Here is a 21079-nt window from a genome sequence, read left to right on the forward strand (position 1 = left end):
ATCGCCGATCTGCTCCCTTCTCCCCTCGTGGGAGAAGGGTTGGGGATGAGGGGGGGGAGACACTAAGACTGGCATTGCGTAAGTCAGATATAACTCACTCCGCTAACTCGGCTCCTGATTGACCAGCTCCCGCATCAACGCCTTCAACCAAATCAACGCCGGTTGTTGGGCATGGTTATTGAGAGCGTGCCAGACGCAGTTGCTGCATTAGCCCGGTTCCTGATTGACCAGCTCCCGCATCAATTCCTTTAGCCAGATCAGTGCGGGCTGCTGGGCGTGGACCGGGTGCCAGACGCAGTTGAGGTGATAATCCGGCACATCTTCGGGCAGCGGCAGGCTCTTGAGCGGCCAGTGCTCGGCCAGCAGCTCGGCGACCTTGCTGGGCAGCACCAGCAGGTGATCGCTTTGGCTCACTATGGCGGCGGCGGACATATAGCTCTGGCTGTTGACCGAGATGGTGCGGGATAACCCCCGGGTCTGGAGGAACTTGTCCAGGCTCGCCTCCGAGGTGCCGAGCGGCGAGTGGAACACATGGGGCATCTCCACCAGTTGCGCCAGCGTTATCCGCTCTTCCGGCAGCTCGCGGGTGGCGCGCACCAGCCCGGCCAGGGGCTCGGTCAGCCAGGTCTCTTTGCCGAGATACCCAGGCACCTGCATGTACTCGTCAAACCCCAGCACCAGGTCTATCTCACCGCTGGCGAGCTCCGCCTCCGGCAGGCTGTCGCGCAGGATGCGGATCTCGATGGTGACCCCGGGCGCCAGTTTTTTGAGGCGCGAGATGAGCGGCGGGATCAGCACGCACTCCACGTAGTCGGTGGTGCAGAGCACGAAGCGGCGTTTGGAGTGGCGCGGCTCGAACACCTCCTCGTCGCTGAGTTGTTGCTCCAGCAGCCGCAGCGCCTGCTGCACCCCCAGGTGCAACCGCTGGGCGCGGGGGGTCGGCAACATCCCCTGGGGCGTGCGCACCAGCAGTGGATCGCCGAAGAAGGTGCGCAGCCGGCCGAGGGAGTGGCTCATGGCGGGCTGGCTGATAAACAGCGCCTCCGAGGCGCGGGTGACACTGCCCTGTGTCATCAGGGCGTCAAAGGCGAGCAGCAGATTGAGGTCGAGCTGGTGCAATTTCATGGGGGGATTATTCACGCTGTTTATGGGATGATTAATCCTATTCATTTGATTGATGTGAACGCAACTTCTTACACTGCGGCTCACTCTTATTTTTCCAACGTTCCCGCGTCAATCCGGGGGGCCTCAATCCATGCAAGGAGTCTTGCGATGAGCATCAAGACCATCAGTTCCACCCCGGCCGCCGACGGCTTCACCATGCCCGCCGAGTGGGCGCACCAGCAGGCCGTCTGGATGATCTGGCCGTTCCGCCCGGACAACTGGCGTGAAGCGGGTCGTTTCGCCCAGAGCACCTTTGCCAAGGTGGCCGATGCCATCGGTGGCGCCACCCCTGTCTTCATGGGGGTGCCGGCCGAGTTTATGGATCAGGCCCGCGCCATCATGCCCGCCCACGTCACCCTGGTCGAAATGGCGAGCGATGACTGCTGGGCCCGCGACAGCGGCCCGACCGTGGTCACCAACGCCGCCGGCGAGTGCCGTGGGGTGGACTGGGGCTTCAACGCCTGGGGCGGCCTCAAGGGGGGTCTCTACGCCCCCTGGAATCAGGACGAAGAAGTGGCCGCCAAGATGCTGGCCGAGCACGGCATGAGCCGCTACGACGCGCCGCTCATCCTGGAAGGGGGCTCCATCCACGTGGATGGCGAAGGCACCTGCATGACCACCGCCGAGTGCCTGCTGAACGAGAACCGCAACCCGCACCTCTCCAAGGCGCAGATCGAAGCTCACCTGCGCGACTACCTCGGCGTGAAGAGCTTTATCTGGCTGAACGAGGGCGTCTATCTGGACGAGACCGACGGCCATATCGACAACATCTGCTGCTTCGTGCGCCCGGGTGAAGTGGCCCTGCACTGGACCGACGACGAGACCGATCCCCAGTACGCCCGCTCCCTGGCTGCCCTCGAGGTGTTGGAAGCGGCGGTGGACGCCAAGGGTCGCAAGCTGAAAGTCTGGAAGCTGCCCCAGCCGGGCCCGCTGTTCTGTACCGAAGAGGAGTCCGCCGGCGTCGAGAGCGGCAGCGGCGTGCCGCGCGAGGCGGAAGGTCGTCTGGCCGGTTCCTACGTGAACTTTCTGATCACCAACGATCGCATCGTCTACCCGCTGCTGGATGTTGCCACCGACGACGAGGCCCAGCGCATTCTGGAAGAGATCTTCCCGGAGCATAAGGTCATCGGCGTACCGGCCCGCGAGATCCTGCTGGGGGGCGGCAATATCCACTGCATTACCCAACAGATCCCGTCCGGCAAGTAAGCTGGCAGGGGATTCTCGATAATAAAAGCCCCGCGAACCGGGGTTTTTATCTATTCACTGGCATGGTGGCCGATAGTGCTTGAAGGCGCGAGAGGCCGGCTACCATTGCCAAGCAATCACCTGATGCATCCGCCCTGCAGCGCGGATATCGTCAAATCGTCACCCTTTACAGGAGATCCCCATGATCGAAGTGACAGAGGTTTCCATTGCCGAGCTGCGTGCCGCGCTCGAATCCGGCCGCACCACTGCGGTCGAACTGGTCGAGGCCTATCAGGCCCGGATCAAAGCCTACAACGGCCCCGAGACCGATACCAAGCTCAACGCTCTGGTGGTACCCAATCCCGATGCGCTGAAAGAGGCGCAAGCCTCCGATGCCCGCCGCGCCCGTGGTGAGACCCTGGGGCCCCTCGATGGCATCCCCTACACCGCCAAGGACAGCTACCTGGTCAAGGGGCTGACCGCCGCCTCCGGCAGCCCGGCGTTCAAAGACTTGGTCGCCCAGCGCGACGCCTTTACCGTCGAGCGGCTGCGGGCCGCCGGCGCTATCTGTCTGGGCAAGACCAATATGCCGCCCATGGCCAATGGCGGCATGCAGCGTGGCGTCTATGGCCGCGCCGAGAGCCCCTATAACGCTGACTACCTGACCGCGCCCTTTGCCTCCGGCTCCTCCAACGGCGCCGGCACCGCCACCGCCGCCAGCTTCTCCGCCTTTGGCCTCGCCGAAGAGACCTGGTCGAGCGGCCGGGGCCCGGCCTCCAACAACGGTCTGTGCGCCTACACCCCGTCCCGCGGCGTCATCTCGGTGCGCGGCAACTGGCCGCTGACCCCGACCATGGACGTGGTGGTACCTTACGCCCGCACCATGGCAGACCTGCTGGAAGTGCTGGACGTGGTGGTCGCCGATGATGCGGACACCCGCGGGGATCTGTGGCGTCTGCAGCCTTGGATCAAGCTTCCCAAGGCCTCCGAGGTGCGCCCGGCCTCCTACCTTGATCTCGCCGCCGGTGCCTCCGCCCTCAAGGGCAAGCGCCTCGGCGTGCCGCGCATGTTTATCAACAAGGATGAACTGGCCGGCACCAGCGAGCACCCCGGCATCGGCGGCCCGACTGGCCAGCGTATCCATACCCGTCCGTCGGTGATTGCGCTCTGGGAACAGGCTCGCCAGGCCCTGGAAGCCGCCGGCGCCGAGGTGATTGAGGTGGATTTCCCCCTGGTCTCCAACTGCGAAGGGGACAGACCCGGTGCGCCGACCGTGTTCAACCGCGGCATCGTTAGCCCAGAGTTTCTCAATGACGAGCTGTGGGAACTGTCCGGCTGGGCATTCGACGACTTCCTGCGCGCCAACGGCGATCCCAAGCTCAACAAGCTTGAGGATGTCGACGGGCCCAAGATCTTCCCCCACGATCCGGGCACCCTGCCGAACCGCGAAGGGGACCTCGCCGCCGGCATGGACGAATACGTCAAGATGGCCAAGCGCGGCCTCAAGCGCTTCGACGAGATAGCCTCTGTGCCGGATGGCCTGCGTGGCCTGGAGCAGACCCGCAAGCTGGATCTGGAAGACTGGATGGACGAGCTCGGACTCGATGCCGTGCTCTTCCCCACGGTTGCCGACGTCGGCCCGGCCGATGCGGATGTGAATCCGGCCTCCGCCGACATCGCCTGGAGCAACGGCATCTGGGTCGCCAACGGCAACCTCGCCATTCGCCATCTCGGCGTGCCGACCGTCACCGTCCCCATGGGGGTGATGGCCGATATCGGCATGCCGGTGGGTCTGACCTTCGCCGGCCGCGCCTATGACGACAACAACCTGCTGCGCGTCGCCTCGGCCTTCGAGTCCACCGGCAGCAAGCGGATGGTGCCGCCGCGTACCCCGCCGTTGGGGTGATACCAGTTAATAGGTATAAGAGGTTGCGAATATGCAACCTCTTACGTTAACGACTCTATGTAGGTATTTAATCCAGTTGAATTAATAACCGAATTAATTTCGGCGGTGTTTTTTACATACATGACGTTAGGCCAAGAAAGATAAGTTATGATTATGCATGTTAATCTGATCATTGCAAAATCAGATAAATTAACTAATGTTTCTACGTACATTAGTTTATCTTTTTCATCAAAGCCATTCTCCACTGTAATTTTGTCGTTAATGAGTTTAACAATAAGGTAGAATCTTCGAGCACAAGAAAATATCTTGTCATCAGAGTTATTATCTAACGCCTCAAGCACCTGAGATAAATCAATTGTAACACCCCTACCTTTTTTAATGAGGTTCTCAAGTTCGTTGACCGCATCAACTTTATCTTTTTTTACTAACCCACTTGGTGATGGAAATTTCAAAGAGAAATCATCAAAGCCGCTTTTTTGAGCTTCCATTAAATTATAAAACTGAAATTCAAAAGATTTCCTTTTGTCGAGAAACTCCTGTCTCTGCGTCTCTTTTATTAAGGAGGAATTTGCGATCAATTGTAACCTAACTGATTTAATTAGAAGCAGCACTGACATGAAACTTAGAATTGGGTTAAGAGTTCCACCAAAATAATCACCAAACTGCCCCCATACATCTTTGCCCTCGGAAAGAGTGGTTGGGCCTACGCCAAATTGATAATAGTATAACCCCAAAACTATCATTATAATAATTGACGCTCCCCAACCAATAAATCCCATAATCATTCCACCTCAATAATCAAATATTTTACGATTTCACCATTGCTAATAGTCATGTCTCTAACCTTTAACGACAAATATTGTCGGTCTTCCTCGGCCAATCTATTATTGGAGTTAAGATTACTAGTTATTTTCTTTGTTTGCGCATCAGTTACATACTTTAATCCATTCAAAAAACCAAAAGAAGTAGTTCTTTCCTCCCCATTGACCAACAACCTACCATTTCCAGTAAAAGTGTTGAAACGAGTTATAATAGCTTCAATTCGATGGTCGTGGTCAGTTTCAATTAATTCAGTGATATTTAAAGCTGTATTCTGGTTTAGAGTTGCAATTTTTTGTTTTCCACCAGGTTTTCTGTAATTCAAATCGACAGAATAATTACACATGGTCGAGATTTTATGCATGTTTTTTAGTCTGTTTCGAATGGCTTTGGTTAGTTCATCCTCGATATCTTCCAATCCCGTAACGACTTTTTTAGCGGCACCGCTTAGCTCTGCACTCTCTAAAAAAAGCGATTCATAAATATAATAGCCCATTACTTCTGAAAATACAGTTCGAGTCATGTTTGCAAGGCGCGCCGCAACCTTTTGATCTGCTATTACAACATCAAAACACTGACCGAAAGATCCTGTAAATGAATGTTTTAGGTTAGTTCTTATTTCATTGCTTTGATGTCTATTTTCTTTGACTTTCCCACGAAGAACGGCTTCAGTAATAATGCTGGTAACTCCCGATGCTCCTGATAAAGTCTGAAGGGCATAATCCATATCAACATCGTTATCGCCACTGTTTATAGTTAAATCAAGACTTATCTTCATTATTTTCCTCGCAAATATGAAAAGGTTGATAAAAGAACATGATTTTATTTAGCGTTCAGCTTTTCAATAGCTGAAACATGAAAAGTTAATTTATATGATGACGATCAACATTCTGAGCCCAATGTTCTCGCTGTTCTCGCTGTTCTCGCTGTTCTCGCTGTTCTCGCTGTTCTCGCTGTTCTCGCTGTTACATCAGGTACATAGGTACTAATTGTGGAACCGTATAAGGCCGCCAGAGTCTTAGGTTCCCTGCTTGTCGGCCGATCACCATATTCGTGGTAAACGGACGATTACGATGCGCTAATCATCCCTACATTTGTTACCTCCCCCTCATCCCCAGCCCTTCTCCCGCAAGGGGAGAAGGGGACAGATATGCCTCGCTGATTATGCGTTGGCTATGTAGTGCGGGTGGAGATAAGAGGTTTGGCAATGGCACGATCCATCCCCCTCCCTCGGGAGAGGGCCAGGGTGAGGGGGCGCTTTCATAAAGAGTTGCCGCTTGCTCCCGTCATCTCACAGACGACTTTCCGTCATTCCACTTTCGGCTTTTCCGCACTGCCAACCGCAATCTCTGTCGCGACTCGCTTCTAACTTCACCCAGACTTCACACAAGCGCATTTCTCCCTCACAAATCCCCCGTATCTTCTGTTCACTACTGGGCCCGCGATGCTGCAAAAGGCCAGGGGGCGGATATTGAGAAGGAGCAACAACATGAAGAGTTGGATCAAGGTGGGATTGGCGGGGGGCTTGGTAGTTGTGGCTGGCCTCTGGGGTGGCAGCGTGCGGGCGGCGGGGAGCGAGTGCCTGCAGCCACAAAGCTCCAGCCATGGGGTGGAGCACTATGATGGCCAGAGTGATGGTCAGCGTGATGGCCAGAGGGCCGACTCTTGGTTCGGAATGAAGTTGGAAAACCAAGGCTCCGCTTCTGAGTGTGGTGTCATCTTGGCGCCGTGATGGGTCGGCTGCCGGTCCCTGATTAATAGCCTGGGGCGTAAAGGCTGTTCAATCCGGGTCTCCCTTTTATAAGATGGGCCTCTCCCTTGCCTCGCAGCGACCCGGCCTTTCACCTATGCAAGTTATGCAAGACGCACAACCCGACTCCCTCACCCGCCTCAAGCAGGCCTTTGTCACCGGCATGTGGGCGTCGCTCGCCAGCATCCTCATCGGTTTCGCCTTCAAGGTGTGGTTGGCGCAGTGGGTGGCCAAGGGGGATCTGGCGCTGTTCAACAGCGTGGTGGATTTGATTTCACTGTCTCTCATCCTGATGACCGGCTTTCGCTCCTCCATGGTGGTGAGCTACTCCCAGACCCGAAACGATCGGGACATCATCAATATCTTCCGCTACTTCCTCATCGGCATGGTGCTGCTCACCTGGGGCGTCGTGATCCCCTATATCAAGCACGGGCTCCATATCCGGGTGGAGTATCTGCACCTGGTGGGGCTCATCTTCGGGCTGGGGCTCAAGGTCTATTTCACCAATCTGGTGGCCATGTACCGGATGTACGAGATCGCGAATCGGGTCACCTGGCTGGAGCCGCTCGCCAACGCCCTGATGTTCGGGATCTGCTATTTCGGCCTCGGGATGGAGGCGCTCGCCTCGCTGTTCTACGGCCTGACCTTCTCATCGCTCGGCATCGCCGGCTATATGTATCTGCACCGGCGCCGGGCCATCGCCACCCGGCCTCTCGCCAAGGTGGCGCTCGGCCCCGAGATGCGCAGCTATGTGAAGAAGAGCTTCACCGCCTCCCTCGAGGCGGGGGCCAGTATCCTGATGATCTACATCACGGTGCTGCTCACCATCCGCCACTTTAGCCTCGATGAACTGGGGGATTTTCAGGTGGTGGTGCGCCCCATCTTCACCTATATGACGACCCTGTTCGTCTTCCCCATCTACCGCTTCGTGCTGCCGGAATTGGCGGTCAATTTGCGCAATGGAGATCACCGCCAGATCCGGCTGATCCGTAGCTGGATCTTCCGCCTGAGCGCCGTGGTTAGCATAATATTCTTCCTGGTGATGCTGCTGGCGGGCAAGTCGCTGGTGTTGCTGCTGTTCCCCGCCGACTATGCGGGGGCCGTGCCCGTGCTGTTCCACTTCTCGATATTCTTTATCTTTATGATGCTCAACGGCTATCAGCTCGCCTATATCAAGGCTCACGGCCACTTCACCCAGAGCCTGATCATCCGCCTGGTGGGCATAGTGGCCCTGGTGGCGGCTTACTACCTGGTGGCCGAGTTCACCGCCAACGTGGTGGCCATCATAGTGGCGCTGGGTCTGGGCTATCTGGCGATGTTTATCCTCTCCACCCTGGCGGAGCGGCGGATCCTCCGCTCCCTGCCGGCCGAGCCACTCCCTCAGTCCTAGTGATATCTGGATAAGAGCAATAAAAAATGCCCGACTGGGCGTTTTTTATTGGGAGTGGATGCAGACGCTGAAGCTTCTTTCTTTCCCGGTCCTGCTCCCCTTGTTGATGGCAAACAGTGGGAGAGGGGAACCGATGCGCCTAGCGCTTGCCTTTGCCGTTCTTGTTACCCGTCAGCGCCTGCTTTCTGGCCTTCTGCTTCTGGGCGGCCCTGCTGCTCCTGCGGGGTTCTGGCTCGAACTTGGTGAGATCCGGCTCGAAGCCCGGGAACCACTGCTGGGGCAGGCGGGTATCGAGCACGGTTTCGACCTTTTCCAGCTGAGGCGCGTCTTCCGGGCTGAACAGCGTGATGGCGAGCCCCTTGTTGCCGGCGCGACCGGTGCGGCCGATGCGGTGCACGTAATCCTCCGGCTGATGTGGAAACTCCAGGTTGATCACATAGTTGAGTTCAACGATATCCAGCCCGCGGGCGGCCACGTCGGTGGCGACCAGGGCCTGCAGGGTGCCGGCGCGAAACTCCAGCAGCACCTTTTCCCGCGCGCTCTGGGAGAGATCCCCGTGGAAGGCCAGCGCATTGATGCCCGCCTTGCCGAGTCGCTGGGCCAGCTGGTCGGCGCCCTGCCGGGTGCGACTGAAGATCAGCGCCGGCGCATAGCCCTTCACCTTGATCAGGTGTTCGATCAAGGCCTGCTTGCGATCGCCATCCACCGCATAGACCCGCTGTCCTATCTCGGCCGCCGTGGTGTTGCGGGTTGCCACCTCGACAAGCACGGGATCGCGCAGCAAGACGCGGCTCAGGGCGAACAGGTTGTCATCGCAGGTGGCGGAGAACAGCAGGGTCTGGCGCTCGGCCGGGATCTGTTTCAGCAGGGCTTTTATCTCGTCCATAAAGCCCATGTCGAGCATGCGGTCCGCCTCGTCGAACACCAGATGACGGAGCTGCGAGAGGCTGAGCGCCCCCTGGCGCAGGTGATCGAGCAGCCGGCCCGGGGTGGCGATCAGGATATCCACCCCGGCTTTCAGTGCCTCCACCTGGGCGGCTATGCTCACCCCGCCATAGACCAGGGCGCTGGTGAGGTTCGTCTCCTTGCCATAGCGCAGCACACTTTCGTGCACCTGCACCGCCAGCTCGCGGGTCGGCACCAGCACCAGTGCGCGGATGGGGCGGGGCGCTTCATCCTGCGGGTGCAGCATCAGCCGCTCAAGCAGCGGCAGCACGAAGGCGGCCGTCTTGCCGGTGCCGGTCTGGGCGCCCGCCAGCAGATCGCGGCCCGCCAGTATGGTCGGGATGGCGCTGGCCTGAATGGGGGTCGGCCGGGCATAGCCGAGCTCGCTCAGGGTCTGCTGCAGGCGGGGGGAGAGGGCCAGTTCGGCAAAGGAGGCAAGGGACATAGGGATACCAGATTGAGCCGTCGCGGCGGGATGAAAACAGTCACAGTGGTAAATGGTAACAGAAGCGCTCGCTGGAGCAGAAGTTGAGAAGAACATCGGCTGCCTGCCGATCTTCAACCAGCGCGATGCTTGTCAGCAGCGGTTTCTACCTGTTCACTCTGCTGTTTGTGGTGCGCTGGGCTCCCTGACCAGTCTTATCGCCTGTCCCTGGTAGTAGGCGATGTTGTGCTTGCCGCGCTGCTTGACGTGATAGAGCAGTTCGTCGGCCAGGGTGACTGCGTCCGGCACTGTCAGGTAGTCGCGGATGCGGATGATGCCCGCCGAGAAGGTGATGGGGATGGGGAGCTCGGCAATCTGGAGCGGAGCCGCCAGCAGGCGGCCGACGGTCTGGCGCATCTGGGCCTCGTCCTCGAGCCCCTTGTAGAGGGTGATGAACTCCTCACCTCCCCAACGAATGGCTGTGTCCCCGTGGCGGATGCTGGTGTGCAGGTGGCGGGCAAAGGCGGCAAGGGCAGTGTCACCCACGCTGTGGCCATAGGTGTCGTTGATGGCCTTGAAGTTGTCGATATCCAGGATCATCAGATAGTCGTGCTCCTGCAAGAGATCCCCATCCAGGATCTCCCGTCTCGGCAGCCGGGTCAGGTGATCCGTGTGGGCCAGGGCACGCAACCGGGTATAGATGCGCCGGCCGGTCAGCATGAACAGCAGCAGGGCAATCAGATAGAGCTTGAAGGCGGGGCTGTAGATCACCACTTTCCACAGGAAGTCGCCGTAGGAATAGGACCACTTGAGATAGAGATCGGCCCCGGCCTTGGTGCGCATCAGCGGGGTGCTCAGGCAGATGTGGCGGGGACGGCAAGGCTCGACCGCATCGAAGGTGATGACGGTGCGGGTCGGGTTGAGGCTCTCATAGGGTTGCAGCACATCTTGGAAGGCGGCATCGATGGCGATGTCGATCCCCGTCAGGCCGTAGCGATACTCCCTGCTGGGCTGCTCGTACAAGACGAAAGGGAAATACATGGTGATGGTCTGGCGCTGGGTGAAGGTGTCGGTGTAGATGTCGGACACCTGGGCCTCGTCTGCACTGCAGGGGACATGGGTCATCGCAAAAGAGGTGCAGTCAAAATAGTGGCGCCAGGACGCTATCTGATCCAGCACCGTATTGGCGGTTTGCAGCCGAACGGGAAGATCATGGTTGTCGGGCACCATGCCGAGCAGGCGGTGATCGTCGAAGATGGTGTAGAGGTTGATGACCTCGGGGTAGGAGAGCACGTACTGGTAGGCGGGGAGGGTATCGCGAACAGACGGCATGATGGGGATCTCCGCGAATCGTTCCCGGGTCTTGAAGTCATAGCCATAGACATAGGCCAGGGCATCGCGGTTCTCGCTGAAGATGGGGATCCTGATGGGGGTCTGATCGATAAACTGCACCAGTCGCGCGGGCGCCAGGATGCGGGCCCGCTGATAGAAGACCTCGAACACGTTGGGTTGTTTGGCGGTGATGAGTGCCATGTCATGACGAATGCTGAGATAGGTGTAGTTGCATACCAGTGCCAGTCCCGCCAGCGTCAGACACAGCAATCCGAGCCGGGTCAGCCACTTGCGGGGTAGGGAGCGCAACGTCGATACCGGCATGTCTGGGCCTTTCCTAAGATGGTGAGATGGCTTTCGTGACAACTGCCCCAGTATAAGCAAGCGGGGTCTGGCTTGATGCCATTGTCAGAGAAATGCACCATTAATATCAAGGAGATAGATAGCCGTTTCCGCCACGCAGAGGATGGCGGAAGAAGCCGCTGGTTGCCCTATGGGTGAAGAACAAGGGGATGGCGCCAGGATTTGAGGTAACAGGCGCAGGCTGAACGCAGATTGAACGCGGGTTTGGCAGCCATCAAAAAGAGGGCTGGCGCCCTCTTTTTAATGGTGAGATGACTCTTTATTGTTTCTGGGATTTCGGCGAGTAGGGACCGTAGAGAATACCGTTGGGCATGTCGGCACTCAGCAACCGGAAACTGGTGACGCCTGCGATTTCATGACCCTTCTCGGTGATGGTGTCGGCAATCTGGTTGACGACGGCAACCACCAACATACCGATCAAACCGCCTCCCGAATTGCTCTGTTGCTCGGCACTGCTCGCACTGGCCGTGCCTTCCCACAGCAGTTTACCGCTTCGCAGATCCACCAGGCGGGCACTGGCTGTGACCACGGTCGCGCTGGAGACGACCAGATAGCTGGTGCCATAGTCCTTGATGTCTAGATAGAGCGCGGTGTCGGCGCCATAGATCTCATGGAGTTTCTTGATGGGCAGGGCATGAATGTCTGTCGCTTCGGTAACCCCATTCTGCCGGAAGGTTTCGTTGGTGACCGCGACCGGCAGCACATAATAACCCGACTCGGCGAGCGGGTAGGTGATCTGGGACTGCAGGCTGGCTCCCGCCTTGACATCAGGGGAGTGGTTTACCGGCGGTAGTACCAGAATGGAGGTCGGTTTGCTCTCCTTGAAGTTGCTGTAGTCATAGGTGGGGCGCTGTGCGCAACCAGCCAGCAGGAGGGTACCCAGCATGAGCGGGAGTAGGGTACGCAGGTTCATTGAGTGGCCCCTTTCTTGTTGGACATCAGGAAGTTCATGAAGGGCGCAGATTCGGGGAAGAGGCGCTTCTCGGTTTCAAATTGCTGGCGGGTCTGGTCATCCTTACCCAGCTGTGCATAAAGCATCCCCAAGTGGGCATGGAATCCTGGGGGAACAGCCTGCCCCTTGGCGCTGGCCTCTTGTTGGTTCTTCTCCAGCGCGGTGATCTGGGCTTCTACACCGGCCTCATCGCCTTGCATGTGCTGATAGACGACGGGTTGGTATTGATCCCAGTTGTACAGGGAGCGTGGAGCCTGAGCGCAGGCGGTGAGCAGCATGGTGCCTGCCAGCAGCAGGTAGAGATTGATAGATTTCATCGTCATTGTTCCTATTGGGCGGGACGCCAGGCGCCGGTCTCGATACCGTTGACCAGATTGTTGACTGCCTCGCGAATGGCGAGATCCAGCACTTTTCCGTTCAGGGTGGAGTCGTAGCTGGCGGTGCCACCAAAGCCAACGATCTCGCGGTTGGAGAGCTCGTATTCCCCGGCCCCCTGAGAAGAGAAGACGACTTCAGAGGTGGTGACGTTGACGATGTTCAGGTTGACCTTGGCATAGGCAATTTGGGACTTACCGCGGCCCAGAATGCCAAACAGCTGGTGGTCGCCGACTTCCTTGCGGCCAAACTCGGTCACATCACCGGTTACCACGTAGTCGGCTCCCTTGAGTGCCTGAGATTGTTTCTTGATCCCGGCTTCTGCCTTGATTTCATCCATATTGTCGCGATCCAGCACGCTGAAGCGGCCAGTTTGCTGCAGGTGAGTGATCAGAACAGTTTTCGCCTGACTGCCAAGTCGATCCACGCCATCGGAGAAAATGCCACGCATGTAGCTGGAGCGGTTGTCAAACTTGCCGACAGCGATCGGGCTGCGCACACCTTGGTAGTGGCTCTGGTAGGAAGCGACCTTTGGCACTTCCAGTGAGCGAGAGGATTCACTGGCACAACCGGCCAATAAGCTTGTTATCAATATTAAACTATATGAAACAACTAACTTCTTCATATAACATCCCGTTATTTAAGGAAAAACAACGGCAGACTCTAGCACTTATCATCGCGAATAAAGGCCCCCGAATGGGGGGATTCTTAGCTTAAAAACCACGCACTCAGTGTGCTGTCGTCTAAAGATGTAAAACAGAGTGGATTGGTTTTATCACTACAAACGATTTCCTGCTTCCGGCCATGAAATACATCCCGTGGGCCTGCGATCGATCAGGTTGGTACTCCTTCAAGAGATAAAGCCGGCCTGGTGGGGCCGGCTCGGTGCAGGTTGCAGTGGTCAGGGGGAGATGAGCGAATGATGTGATCGCTCAGGGTTGGATCCTCGGCGTCAGCGAGAGAATGTCAGTGATTGGCCAGCACGACCCGCTGGGCATCCAGATGGTGCATCCATTCGCGCAGGATCAGCAGGGTGGCGGCGAAGTGGCGCGCCTTGGGCAGGTTGGCCGCCGCCAGCGGATCCCCTTCGACCATGGCGGCAAACTGGCCGAACAGTTGCTCGACGCTCTCCCGGCTCAGTTCATGACTGCCGAGGGCTCCGGCCAGTTGGACGGGGCTGTGCAGGGTCAGTTGCTGGTGGGGCGGGATCTGGGCCGCCAGCGGCATCAGCACATCCTCCACCACCATGATGGCCTGCTCCAGCTCCATTGCGGTCGGCGGATCCCGGCGAAAGGGGCCCGGCGTCATGGCATCCAGACCAAAGGCCAGCGGGTAGGTGTCACGCGAGCCATCCTGCCGGAGGATCTCCAATCGGCTCGCCTGCTCACCCAGGATCAGGGAGAGCCTGGGGGCTTGTCGCTCTGTCATCACCACTCCTCGTTTCAATTCTCGATACAGCCCCATGGATACACCCGTTCGGGGGCGCAGGCGAGCGCTTTCCCCCATTCGGGTCTTGGGGCTTGCAAAGAACAGAGTTAATGGCATTCTGGATGTCTAAATGGCTATCTCTGCTTTTCATCTGTCCCCAAGGAGTTTCGATATGGATATTCGCACCGCTCCCCGCGTGCTCGCGCTCACCCTCTCGCTGCTGGCTGGTAGCGCCTTCGCCAACGAGGCGTTGGTCATTCAGACCGACTTTGGCCTCAAGGATGGCGCCGTGTCGGCCATGAAGGGGGTCGCCTTCGGGGTGGACCGCACCCTGCCGCTCTACGATCTGACCCACGAGATCCCGGCCTACAACATCTGGGAAGCCTCCTACCGCCTCTATCAGACCATCAACTACTGGCCCAAGGGCACGGTATTCGTGAGCGTGGTGGATCCGGGGGTGGGCACGGCGCGCCACTCAGTGGTGCTCAAGACCAAGAGCGGTCACTACATCGTCTCGCCGGACAACGGCACTTTGACCTTGGTGGCCGAGCACTTCGGCATCGAGGCGGTGCGTCAGATCGACGAGAAACTCAATCGCCTCAAGGGCTCCGAGAAGTCTTATACCTTCCACGGCCGCGACGTTTACGCCTATACCGGGGCGCGGCTCGCCTCCGGCACCATCAGCTACGAGCAAGTGGGGCCGCTGCTGCCCGCCGAGGTGGTGACCATTCCCTACCAACCGGCGCTGGCCGAGGCCGATGGCACCCTCAAGGGCACCATCCCCATCCTGGATGTGCAGTACGGCAACGTCTGGACCAACATCGACGAGACTCTGCTCGCCAAGGCGGGGATCAACAAGGGGGACCAGGCCTGCTTCAAGATAAGCGAAGGAGACGTGCAGAAGTACGAGGGCAAGGCCCCCTACGTCAGCAGCTTCGGCGACGTGCCTGAGGGGCAGCCGCTCATCTACCTCAACAGCCTGTTGCAGGTGTCGGTGGCGCTCAACATGGACAGCTTCGCCGCCAAGCATCAGGTGCAGTCAGGTGCCAACTGGCATGTCAGCCTGAAGAAGTGTTAACGATGCTTGCCTGAGTGGGCTCTAGAGCCGAGGCTAGGGTGGGAGAGGGCCGGTACCCGCAGGTGCCGGCCCTCTCGTCATCTGTTGGCAAGGGGTTGCTGGTGGCAGTTGTTATCAAAATGAACATTAACTGAATGCAATTGATAACGATTGGTATTTAAGTAGATAATCGCCGGCCTGTCTGCCCACCGCAACCACAAGATGAAACCCATATTACTGCTGGCCAGCTTGCTGGCCCTGACCGCTTGCAACGACAACAGCAGCGACGGCTCCAATCCCGTGCCGCCTGTCGTCGAGCCTCCCGTCGTCATTCCGCCTGTCATCGATCCGCCGATCGTCACACCGCCGATCGTCACCCCACCCGTCGAGCCACCGCTGCAGACCCACACTCGCGCCGATCTGACCCTCGCCATCGATCTGGGTGACCGGTTGGCGCCGGGGGCGACCCTGAGCCTGCGCCAGCGCGCCACCGGAATAGGCAGCTCCGTGACCCTGAGCGGTCAGGGCGATACGACCCTGACTCTGCCCGCCGGCCTGTTGTTGAGTGCGCCCCTCGAACTCAGCGGTGAGCAGGATGGCTACATCTTGCGGGCCAGCAGTGCCCTGGTGGCCGACCTGGCCGCCGGTGACAATCGGGCTCGCCGCGCCGCCGCGCCGACACTGCGACTGGATGAGGAGGAGACTGCCCTCTTCCTGCTCAGCGATCGCAATGGTGACGGGGCACTCGATGCCAGCGAATGGGGGCAGGGCAGCGAGATCCGCCTGCAGCAACAGGCTGCCATTCAGGACTACGCCACCCTGCTGCGGGCCCAGCGGTTGGGGGCCGAGCTCAACTATCCCGACAGCTGGCAGATGCTGCTGGCGCTGCGGGGGGACAGTGCCGCCCGCAGCTGGTATCGCCGCACCAACGAGGCCGCGATCCAGGCCGCCCAGCTTGCGCTCTATCCAACCAAGCCCGTGATCCCTGGGGAGCCGGAGACCGCCGAACTGTTGCGACTGGATGAACAGGGCAAGTTGCTGACCCAGGGCGCCTGGCACTGTCTGCACGACGTGCGCAGCGTCTCCGGGGTCAAGGGCAGCCAATACTGGCTGCCGGGGAAGGGCTTTATGAGCTCGGCGGCGACTCCCAGAGATATGCTGTTGCAGCGCCCGACCGACTGTGGTCAGACCGGCTGGCGCCTGCCGACCCTGGTGGAGTTCGAGCGCCTGCTCACCACCGACAAGCAGGGCTGGCGTTATCCCCATACCTTCGCTATCGCCTTGCCCCAGCAGATCTGGCTGCAGGATGGCGCTAAGGAGCGACTCTACCAGCCGCAGACCCGCAGCTGGCTCGACGAGGGGGAGGGCAGCCTGCTCTGGTATGCGCTCGCCCTCTACCCGGTGCGCCCCTCTGTGGTGCGCGACGGCGTCATGCCGGATCTGGCGGCGTTGCGGGCGCAATACGCCGGCGATAGCAGCCAGTGGCCCGCCGCCAATGTGGACGAAGGCGTGCAGTGGCAGGAGCTCGGGGCCATGCCTGCGGTGTCCTTCCCGGCCGACAATCCCTACAGCCGCGCCAAGGTGGTGCTGGGTCAGCAGCTGTTCTTCGACAAGCAGCTCTCCCAGGCCCGCGACATCAGCTGCGCCAGCTGTCACGATCCCCAGAAAGGCTGGAGCGATGGCCTGAGCGTCTCGGTCGGTCATCTCGGCCAGAAGGGCACCCGCAACGCGCCGACCATCCTCAATGCCGCCTACAGCAGCACCCAGTTCTGGGATGGTCGGGTCGGCTCTTTGGAGGAGCAGTCCCTGCACCCCATCAACAACCCCGTGGAGATGGCGCTGGATCACGACGAGCTGCTGGTGCGGCTGCGAGCCAGCCCGGATTATCCGGCGGCCTTCGCCACGGCCTTCGGGGACGATCACATCTCCCTGGATCGGGTCGCCAAGGCCATCGCGACCTTCGAGCGCACCATCATCAGCAGCCCGAGCCCGCTGGAGCGCTTCGTCAAGGGGGATGCCCAGGCCCTCAGCGACAAGGCGCTGTGGGGCATGCACCTGTTCAGGACCGATGGCCGTTGCATGAACTGCCACTCGGGCCCCCTGCTGAGCCAGCATCAGTTCGAGAGCGTGGGGCTGACCTATTACGGCCGTAACCTGGAAGACAGGGGTCGTTTCCTGCAGACCCGCCAGCAGGCGGACATGGGGCTGTTCAAGACCCCGAGCCTGCGAGACGTGGCCTTCACCGGCCCCTATATGCACAACGGCGTCTTCCCTATCCTGGCCCAGCGCCTCGGCGGATCTGTACAGGGGGTGGTGGCCATGTACAACTTCGGCGTCACCAAGTGGAGCAGTGGGGTCGGCTTCCCGACCGGAGCGGATCAGCACGATCCCTTCTTCCCCAAGGCCTCCGATCACCTGCATGCCCTGGGTCTGACCAACGATGAGCTGGACGCCATCGGCGAGTTCCTGCGCGGCGCCTCCGCCGAGCCGAGGCGCACCCCGGCCAGCGTCGCCGAGCTGGGCCTGAGCAAGGTGGATGACGCCCGCCCGGTCGGCGCCATTCCGATCGATCTGGTGGTGACACCGGCCCTGCCTCAGCTGGAGGTCGGCCGTACCCTGGCCCTGCAATTGGCCTTGCGCCTGAGCGATGGCTCCCTGGCGCAGCTCACCGAGCCGGCAACCTGGTCCAGCGAGTTGCCCGAGCTGGCGAGGGTCGATGGACAGGGGATGGTCAGCGGCCTCGCCGTCGGCCCGGCCCGCGTGCGGGTCAGCGCCGGTGGCCGTACCCTGGCGGTACGAGTGCAGGTGGTGGATGCCGAGCCGGACTTCAGCCAGGGTTGTCATCAGCCAGAGCTTGCGGCGGGCAAGCTCTCCTTCGTCTGCCCGCTGACCCAGAGCGAGGCGGATCGCCTGAAGATTACCTATGACGACGTTGCGAACGACGAGGACGGGGATTACAACCCCTTCAGCGCCAACTACGCGATGATGAGCCAGCAGCGGGCGCGCGATTATTGCCAGCAGCTGGTGGCCCGTGGTCATGACGACTGGCGCCTGCCGACGGCCCAGGAGCTGGCGGGCCTGTTCGCCGCCCATCACCAGGGCGGTGAGGAGATGAAGCTCTTGACCGACAAGGGCTGGCCGCTCTACAGCCGCTTCTGGAGCAGCGACGCCAGCAATGGCGACGGCGAGGCGCCCCTGCTCGATCTGGGCACCGGCGAGCCCCTCACCGATGTGCCGGCAGAGGCCCATGCTGCTGCCTGTGTGCGGGCCATCTAGCGCGCTAGCACTCCTCTATCGCAATAAAAACCGCAATAAAAACCGCAATAAAAACGGGCGCCCAGGCGCCCGTTTTTTCGTTCTTATATAAGGAGGAACTTAGAACTCGTTGGAGAGCGCCTTGTAACCCTTGACCAGATCGATATTGGTGTGGGCCACGTCCTCGGAGAACTCGGTGGCATCCACGGTGACCCGCGGGATCTCGGCCAGATCGCTCTGTTGGTTGATACGGGTGGTGGAGGGCACGTAGAAGCCGGCGGGCAGATCGCAGCCGTCGACGACCGAGTTGTGGCGCACCACGCAGCCTTCGCCGATGTGGCAGTTGAACAGCACGCTGTTGAAGCCGATAAAGACCCGGTTTCCCACTTCGCAGGGGCCGTGCACTATGCTGCGGTGGGCGATGGAGCTGAACTCGCCTATGGTCACGGCGGCGCCGGACTTGGAGTGGATCACCACGCCGTCCTGGATGTTGGAGTTGGCGCCGATGACGATGGGCTCCATGTCACCGGTCTCGTCAACCTCGTCGGCGCGGATCACGGCGTAGGGGCCGACAAACACGTTTTCCTTGATGATCACCTTGCCGCAGATGATAGCGGTCTTGTCGATATAGGCGGATTCGTGGATGACGGGCAGGTGACCTGAGGGATTCTTGCGGATCATGTTACGTCCTGTTGCAGCTGAATTCGGGGATAGGGTGGCGGGACGCAGGGGCTCGCCGGAGAGTCAGCTTACGCCTCTGATCCGGCAGGGGAAACCCTTTACTGGTCTGACCCAGTATAAGTAGGGACATTTCAGATGGTTGTTTTTCGGGTCCCATCGGTGGGAACATGGGACTCGGTTCTGGGGGCGTTCAGCCTTGCCAAGGTGAACCACGAGACGTGAGGAGGTAGATGGATGAAGCAGATGATGGTGCTCCTGATGGGAGCCCTGCTGGGGATCTCGGCGGTGCAGGCCAAGGGGCGGGTCGGGGAGTTTGATTACTATGCGCTGGCGCTCTCCTGGTCGCCCCAGCACTGCGCCGTCAAACCGGGGGATCGGGAGCAGTGCAGCCGACCGCTGGGATTCGTGCTGCACGGCCTCTGGCCGCAATATCAGCGCGGCTACCCGAGTGATTGCGGCACCGAGCGGCTGGATCCCGCCATGGAGCGCGAGTTTGCCGGACTCTATCCCAGCCGCTTCCTCTATGGCCACGAATGGCAGAAGCACGGCACCTGCTCCGGCCTCGACCAGGCGCAGTTCCATCAATTGGCCAGTACCCTGCGTGAGAAGGTCACAGTGCCTGCTGCCTATCAGTCCCCGGCCGAGCCGCTGCGCAAGAGCCGAGATCAACTCAAGCAGGATCTGGTGGATGCCAACCCCTGGCTGTCCAAGGGGAGCATCACCCTGGCCTGCGCCGACGGCGGACGTTTCCTGCGGGAGATCTATGTCTGCATCGACAAGAATGGGCGCGACGCCGTGCCCTGCTCCGACGAGATGCGCAAGCGAGAGTCACGCTCCTGCGGTCAACCGAATTTCCTGCTAAGAAATGTGCGTTAAACAGCGGTTTTGATAGTTAGCCGTCGAGACAGGCAGAGAGATAAGCAGTGTCATGACACAGGGAGGCGATGAATGACTGAGATGAAACAGTTCCCGGCGAAGGAGAGGGCCTTGCTGCTCGGGGTGAAGGGTGTCGGGCCCACCGTCATCGGCCGGCTCGAACAGCTCGGCTACCATAGCCTGCGCGAGCTGGCGGAGGCCGACACCGGCCAGATAGTTCGGCTGGTGGCCAGCATGTTGGGCTCGACCTGCTGGCAGAACAGCCCGCAGGCGCGGGTTGCCGTCGAGGGGGCCATCGTCATGGCGCGCGACTATATAGAAGAGGCCGTGTCGGCAGGGCAGGCAGAGGGCGGAGCATGACGCTGCTTGACCAACTCGGGCTTCGCTATCCCATCATTCAGGCCCCCATGGCAGGGGTTCAAGACTACAAGCTTGCGCTGGCGGTCAGCGCCGCCGGTGGGCTGGGCTCCCTGCCCGCCGCCATGCTCAGTTCCGCCGAGCTGCGGCGCTCTCTGACCCTGCTCGGGGAAAGTGGTCCAGGGCCTTTTAACATCAACTTCTTCTGTCACCATCAGCAGGATCTGGATCCCGCCGAAGAGCGCCGTTGGCGACAGACACTGGCACCTTACTATGCCGAGCTGGGACTCGCGGCCGATGCCAGCTTGAGTGCCCCGAGCCGCGCCCCCTTCAATGCAGAACATGCCGCCATCCTGGCCGAGTTCAAACCCGCCGTGGTCAGCTTCCATTTCGGCCTGCCCGCTCCCGCCTTGCTCGAGAGTGTGAAGGCCTGGGGCGCCAAGGTGCTGGCCAGCGCGACGACGGTGGCAGAGGCGCGCTGGCTTAGCGCGCATGGCGCCGATGCCATCATCGCCCAGGGGCTGGAGGCGGGGGGGCACCGCGGTCACTTCCTCTCGGACGATCTCAGCCTGCAACAAGGCACCTTCACTCTGCTGCCGCAAATAGTGCAGGCGGTGAACCTGCCAGTCATAGCGGCGGGGGGCATAGTCGATGGCAAGGGGATCCGGGCCGCCCTTGCGCTGGGGGCGAGCGCCGTGCAGATGGGCACGGCCTTCCTCTGCAGCACTGAGGCGACGACCTCTGCCCTGCACCGCGCCGCGCTCCACGCCGAATGGGGTCATCACACCGCGCTGACCAACCTGTTCAGCGGCCGCCCCGC

Annotated in this window: 19 protein-coding genes; 9 read left to right on the plus strand and 10 right to left on the minus strand. The window is 60.0% G+C overall.

Going from position 1 to position 21079, the window contains the following annotated elements:
• Positions 1-207: 207 nt before the first annotated feature.
• On the minus strand, positions 208-1125 hold the full coding sequence (locus BN1124_RS10240) for a LysR family transcriptional regulator (protein ID WP_042641592.1): 918 nt from the start codon (positions 1123-1125) through the stop codon (positions 208-210).
• 147 nt (positions 1126-1272) lie between these two features.
• Between BN1124_RS10240 and aguA the strand changes: the two genes are divergently transcribed.
• Positions 1273-2370, plus strand: coding sequence for an agmatine deiminase (gene aguA, locus BN1124_RS10245; RefSeq protein ID WP_042641594.1), 1098 nt, complete (start codon positions 1273-1275; stop codon positions 2368-2370).
• Between the two features lie 181 nt (positions 2371-2551).
• A complete protein-coding gene (locus BN1124_RS10250; protein WP_042641596.1) occupies positions 2552-4255 on the plus strand; it encodes an amidase in 1704 nt (567 codons plus the stop codon).
• A gap of 41 nt (positions 4256-4296) precedes the next feature.
• Here BN1124_RS10250 and BN1124_RS10255 read toward each other — a convergent pair whose 3' ends face one another.
• A complete protein-coding gene (locus BN1124_RS10255; protein WP_042641627.1) occupies positions 4297-5034 on the minus strand; it encodes a hypothetical protein in 738 nt (245 codons plus the stop codon).
• 2 nt (positions 5035-5036) lie between these two features.
• Entirely contained in the window at positions 5037-5852 is an 816-nt protein-coding gene (locus BN1124_RS20875) for a hypothetical protein (RefSeq protein ID WP_082041541.1), read from the minus strand.
• 711 nt (positions 5853-6563) lie between these two features.
• Here BN1124_RS20875 and BN1124_RS10260 point away from each other — a divergent pair.
• On the plus strand, positions 6564-6806 hold the full coding sequence (locus BN1124_RS10260) for a hypothetical protein (RefSeq protein ID WP_042641598.1): 243 nt from the start codon (positions 6564-6566) through the stop codon (positions 6804-6806).
• Positions 6807-6921: 115 nt separating this feature from the next.
• The gene (locus BN1124_RS10265) at positions 6922-8214 is read left to right on the plus strand and encodes a lipopolysaccharide biosynthesis protein (protein WP_042641600.1); all 1293 of its coding nucleotides are present in this window, start codon (positions 6922-6924) and stop codon (positions 8212-8214) included.
• 139 nt (positions 8215-8353) lie between these two features.
• On the opposite strand, the gene BN1124_RS10270 is transcribed toward BN1124_RS10265, so the two are convergent.
• The 6 genes from BN1124_RS10270 to BN1124_RS10295 all read right to left on the minus strand — a co-directional run bounded on the left by BN1124_RS10270 (position 8354) and on the right by BN1124_RS10295 (position 14033).
• Positions 8354-9604 carry a DEAD/DEAH box helicase gene (locus BN1124_RS10270; protein WP_042641602.1) on the minus strand — a complete coding sequence of 417 codons (1251 nt, stop codon included), beginning with the start codon at positions 9602-9604 and terminating at the stop codon, positions 8354-8356.
• 153 nt (positions 9605-9757) lie between these two features.
• Entirely contained in the window at positions 9758-11239 is a 1482-nt protein-coding gene (locus tag BN1124_RS10275) for a GGDEF domain-containing protein (protein WP_042641605.1), read from the minus strand.
• 298 nt (positions 11240-11537) lie between these two features.
• Positions 11538-12191, minus strand: coding sequence for a DUF799 domain-containing protein (locus BN1124_RS10280; protein WP_042641607.1), 654 nt, complete (start codon positions 12189-12191; stop codon positions 11538-11540).
• Positions 12188-12547, minus strand: a complete 360-nt coding sequence (locus tag BN1124_RS10285) for a DUF4810 domain-containing protein (RefSeq protein ID WP_042641609.1) — start codon at positions 12545-12547, stop codon at positions 12188-12190. Before BN1124_RS10285 ends, BN1124_RS10280 begins: the two co-directional genes overlap by 4 nt.
• A gap of 11 nt (positions 12548-12558) precedes the next feature.
• Entirely contained in the window at positions 12559-13143 is a 585-nt protein-coding gene (locus BN1124_RS10290) for a CsgG/HfaB family protein (RefSeq protein ID WP_231553626.1), read from the minus strand.
• Positions 13144-13571: 428 nt separating this feature from the next.
• Positions 13572-14033, minus strand: coding sequence for a hypothetical protein (locus BN1124_RS10295; protein WP_042641613.1), 462 nt, complete (start codon positions 14031-14033; stop codon positions 13572-13574).
• 172 nt (positions 14034-14205) lie between these two features.
• Between BN1124_RS10295 and BN1124_RS10300 the strand changes: the two genes are divergently transcribed.
• Both BN1124_RS10300 and BN1124_RS10305 read left to right on the plus strand, forming a co-directional pair.
• Positions 14206-15111 carry an SAM hydrolase/SAM-dependent halogenase family protein gene (locus BN1124_RS10300; protein ID WP_042641615.1) on the plus strand — a complete coding sequence of 302 codons (906 nt, stop codon included), beginning with the start codon at positions 14206-14208 and terminating at the stop codon, positions 15109-15111.
• Positions 15112-15312: 201 nt separating this feature from the next.
• Positions 15313-18366 carry a cytochrome c peroxidase gene (locus BN1124_RS10305; protein WP_042641617.1) on the plus strand — a complete coding sequence of 1018 codons (3054 nt, stop codon included), beginning with the start codon at positions 15313-15315 and terminating at the stop codon, positions 18364-18366.
• 99 nt (positions 18367-18465) lie between these two features.
• On the opposite strand, the gene BN1124_RS10310 is transcribed toward BN1124_RS10305, so the two are convergent.
• Complete coding sequence (locus BN1124_RS10310) at positions 18466-19026, minus strand: gamma carbonic anhydrase family protein (protein WP_042641619.1); 561 nt, start codon at positions 19024-19026, stop codon at positions 18466-18468.
• Between the two features lie 234 nt (positions 19027-19260).
• Here BN1124_RS10310 and BN1124_RS10315 point away from each other — a divergent pair, with 234 nt between their 5' ends.
• The 3 genes from BN1124_RS10315 to BN1124_RS10325 all read left to right on the plus strand — a co-directional run.
• Positions 19261-19902: a ribonuclease T2 family protein gene (locus tag BN1124_RS10315; RefSeq protein WP_042641621.1), complete on the plus strand. Its 642-nt coding sequence runs from the start codon at positions 19261-19263 to the stop codon at positions 19900-19902.
• Between the two features lie 72 nt (positions 19903-19974).
• Positions 19975-20262: a helix-hairpin-helix domain-containing protein gene (locus BN1124_RS10320; RefSeq protein WP_042641622.1), complete on the plus strand. Its 288-nt coding sequence runs from the start codon at positions 19975-19977 to the stop codon at positions 20260-20262.
• Positions 20259-21079: NAD(P)H-dependent flavin oxidoreductase (locus BN1124_RS10325; protein ID WP_042641623.1), on the plus strand; the 821-nt coding region annotated here is incomplete at its 3' end. The genes BN1124_RS10320 and BN1124_RS10325, both read left to right, overlap by 4 nt.

The organism is Aeromonas eucrenophila, from assembly GCF_000819865.1.
Lineage (GTDB): Bacteria > Pseudomonadota > Gammaproteobacteria > Enterobacterales > Aeromonadaceae > Aeromonas > Aeromonas eucrenophila.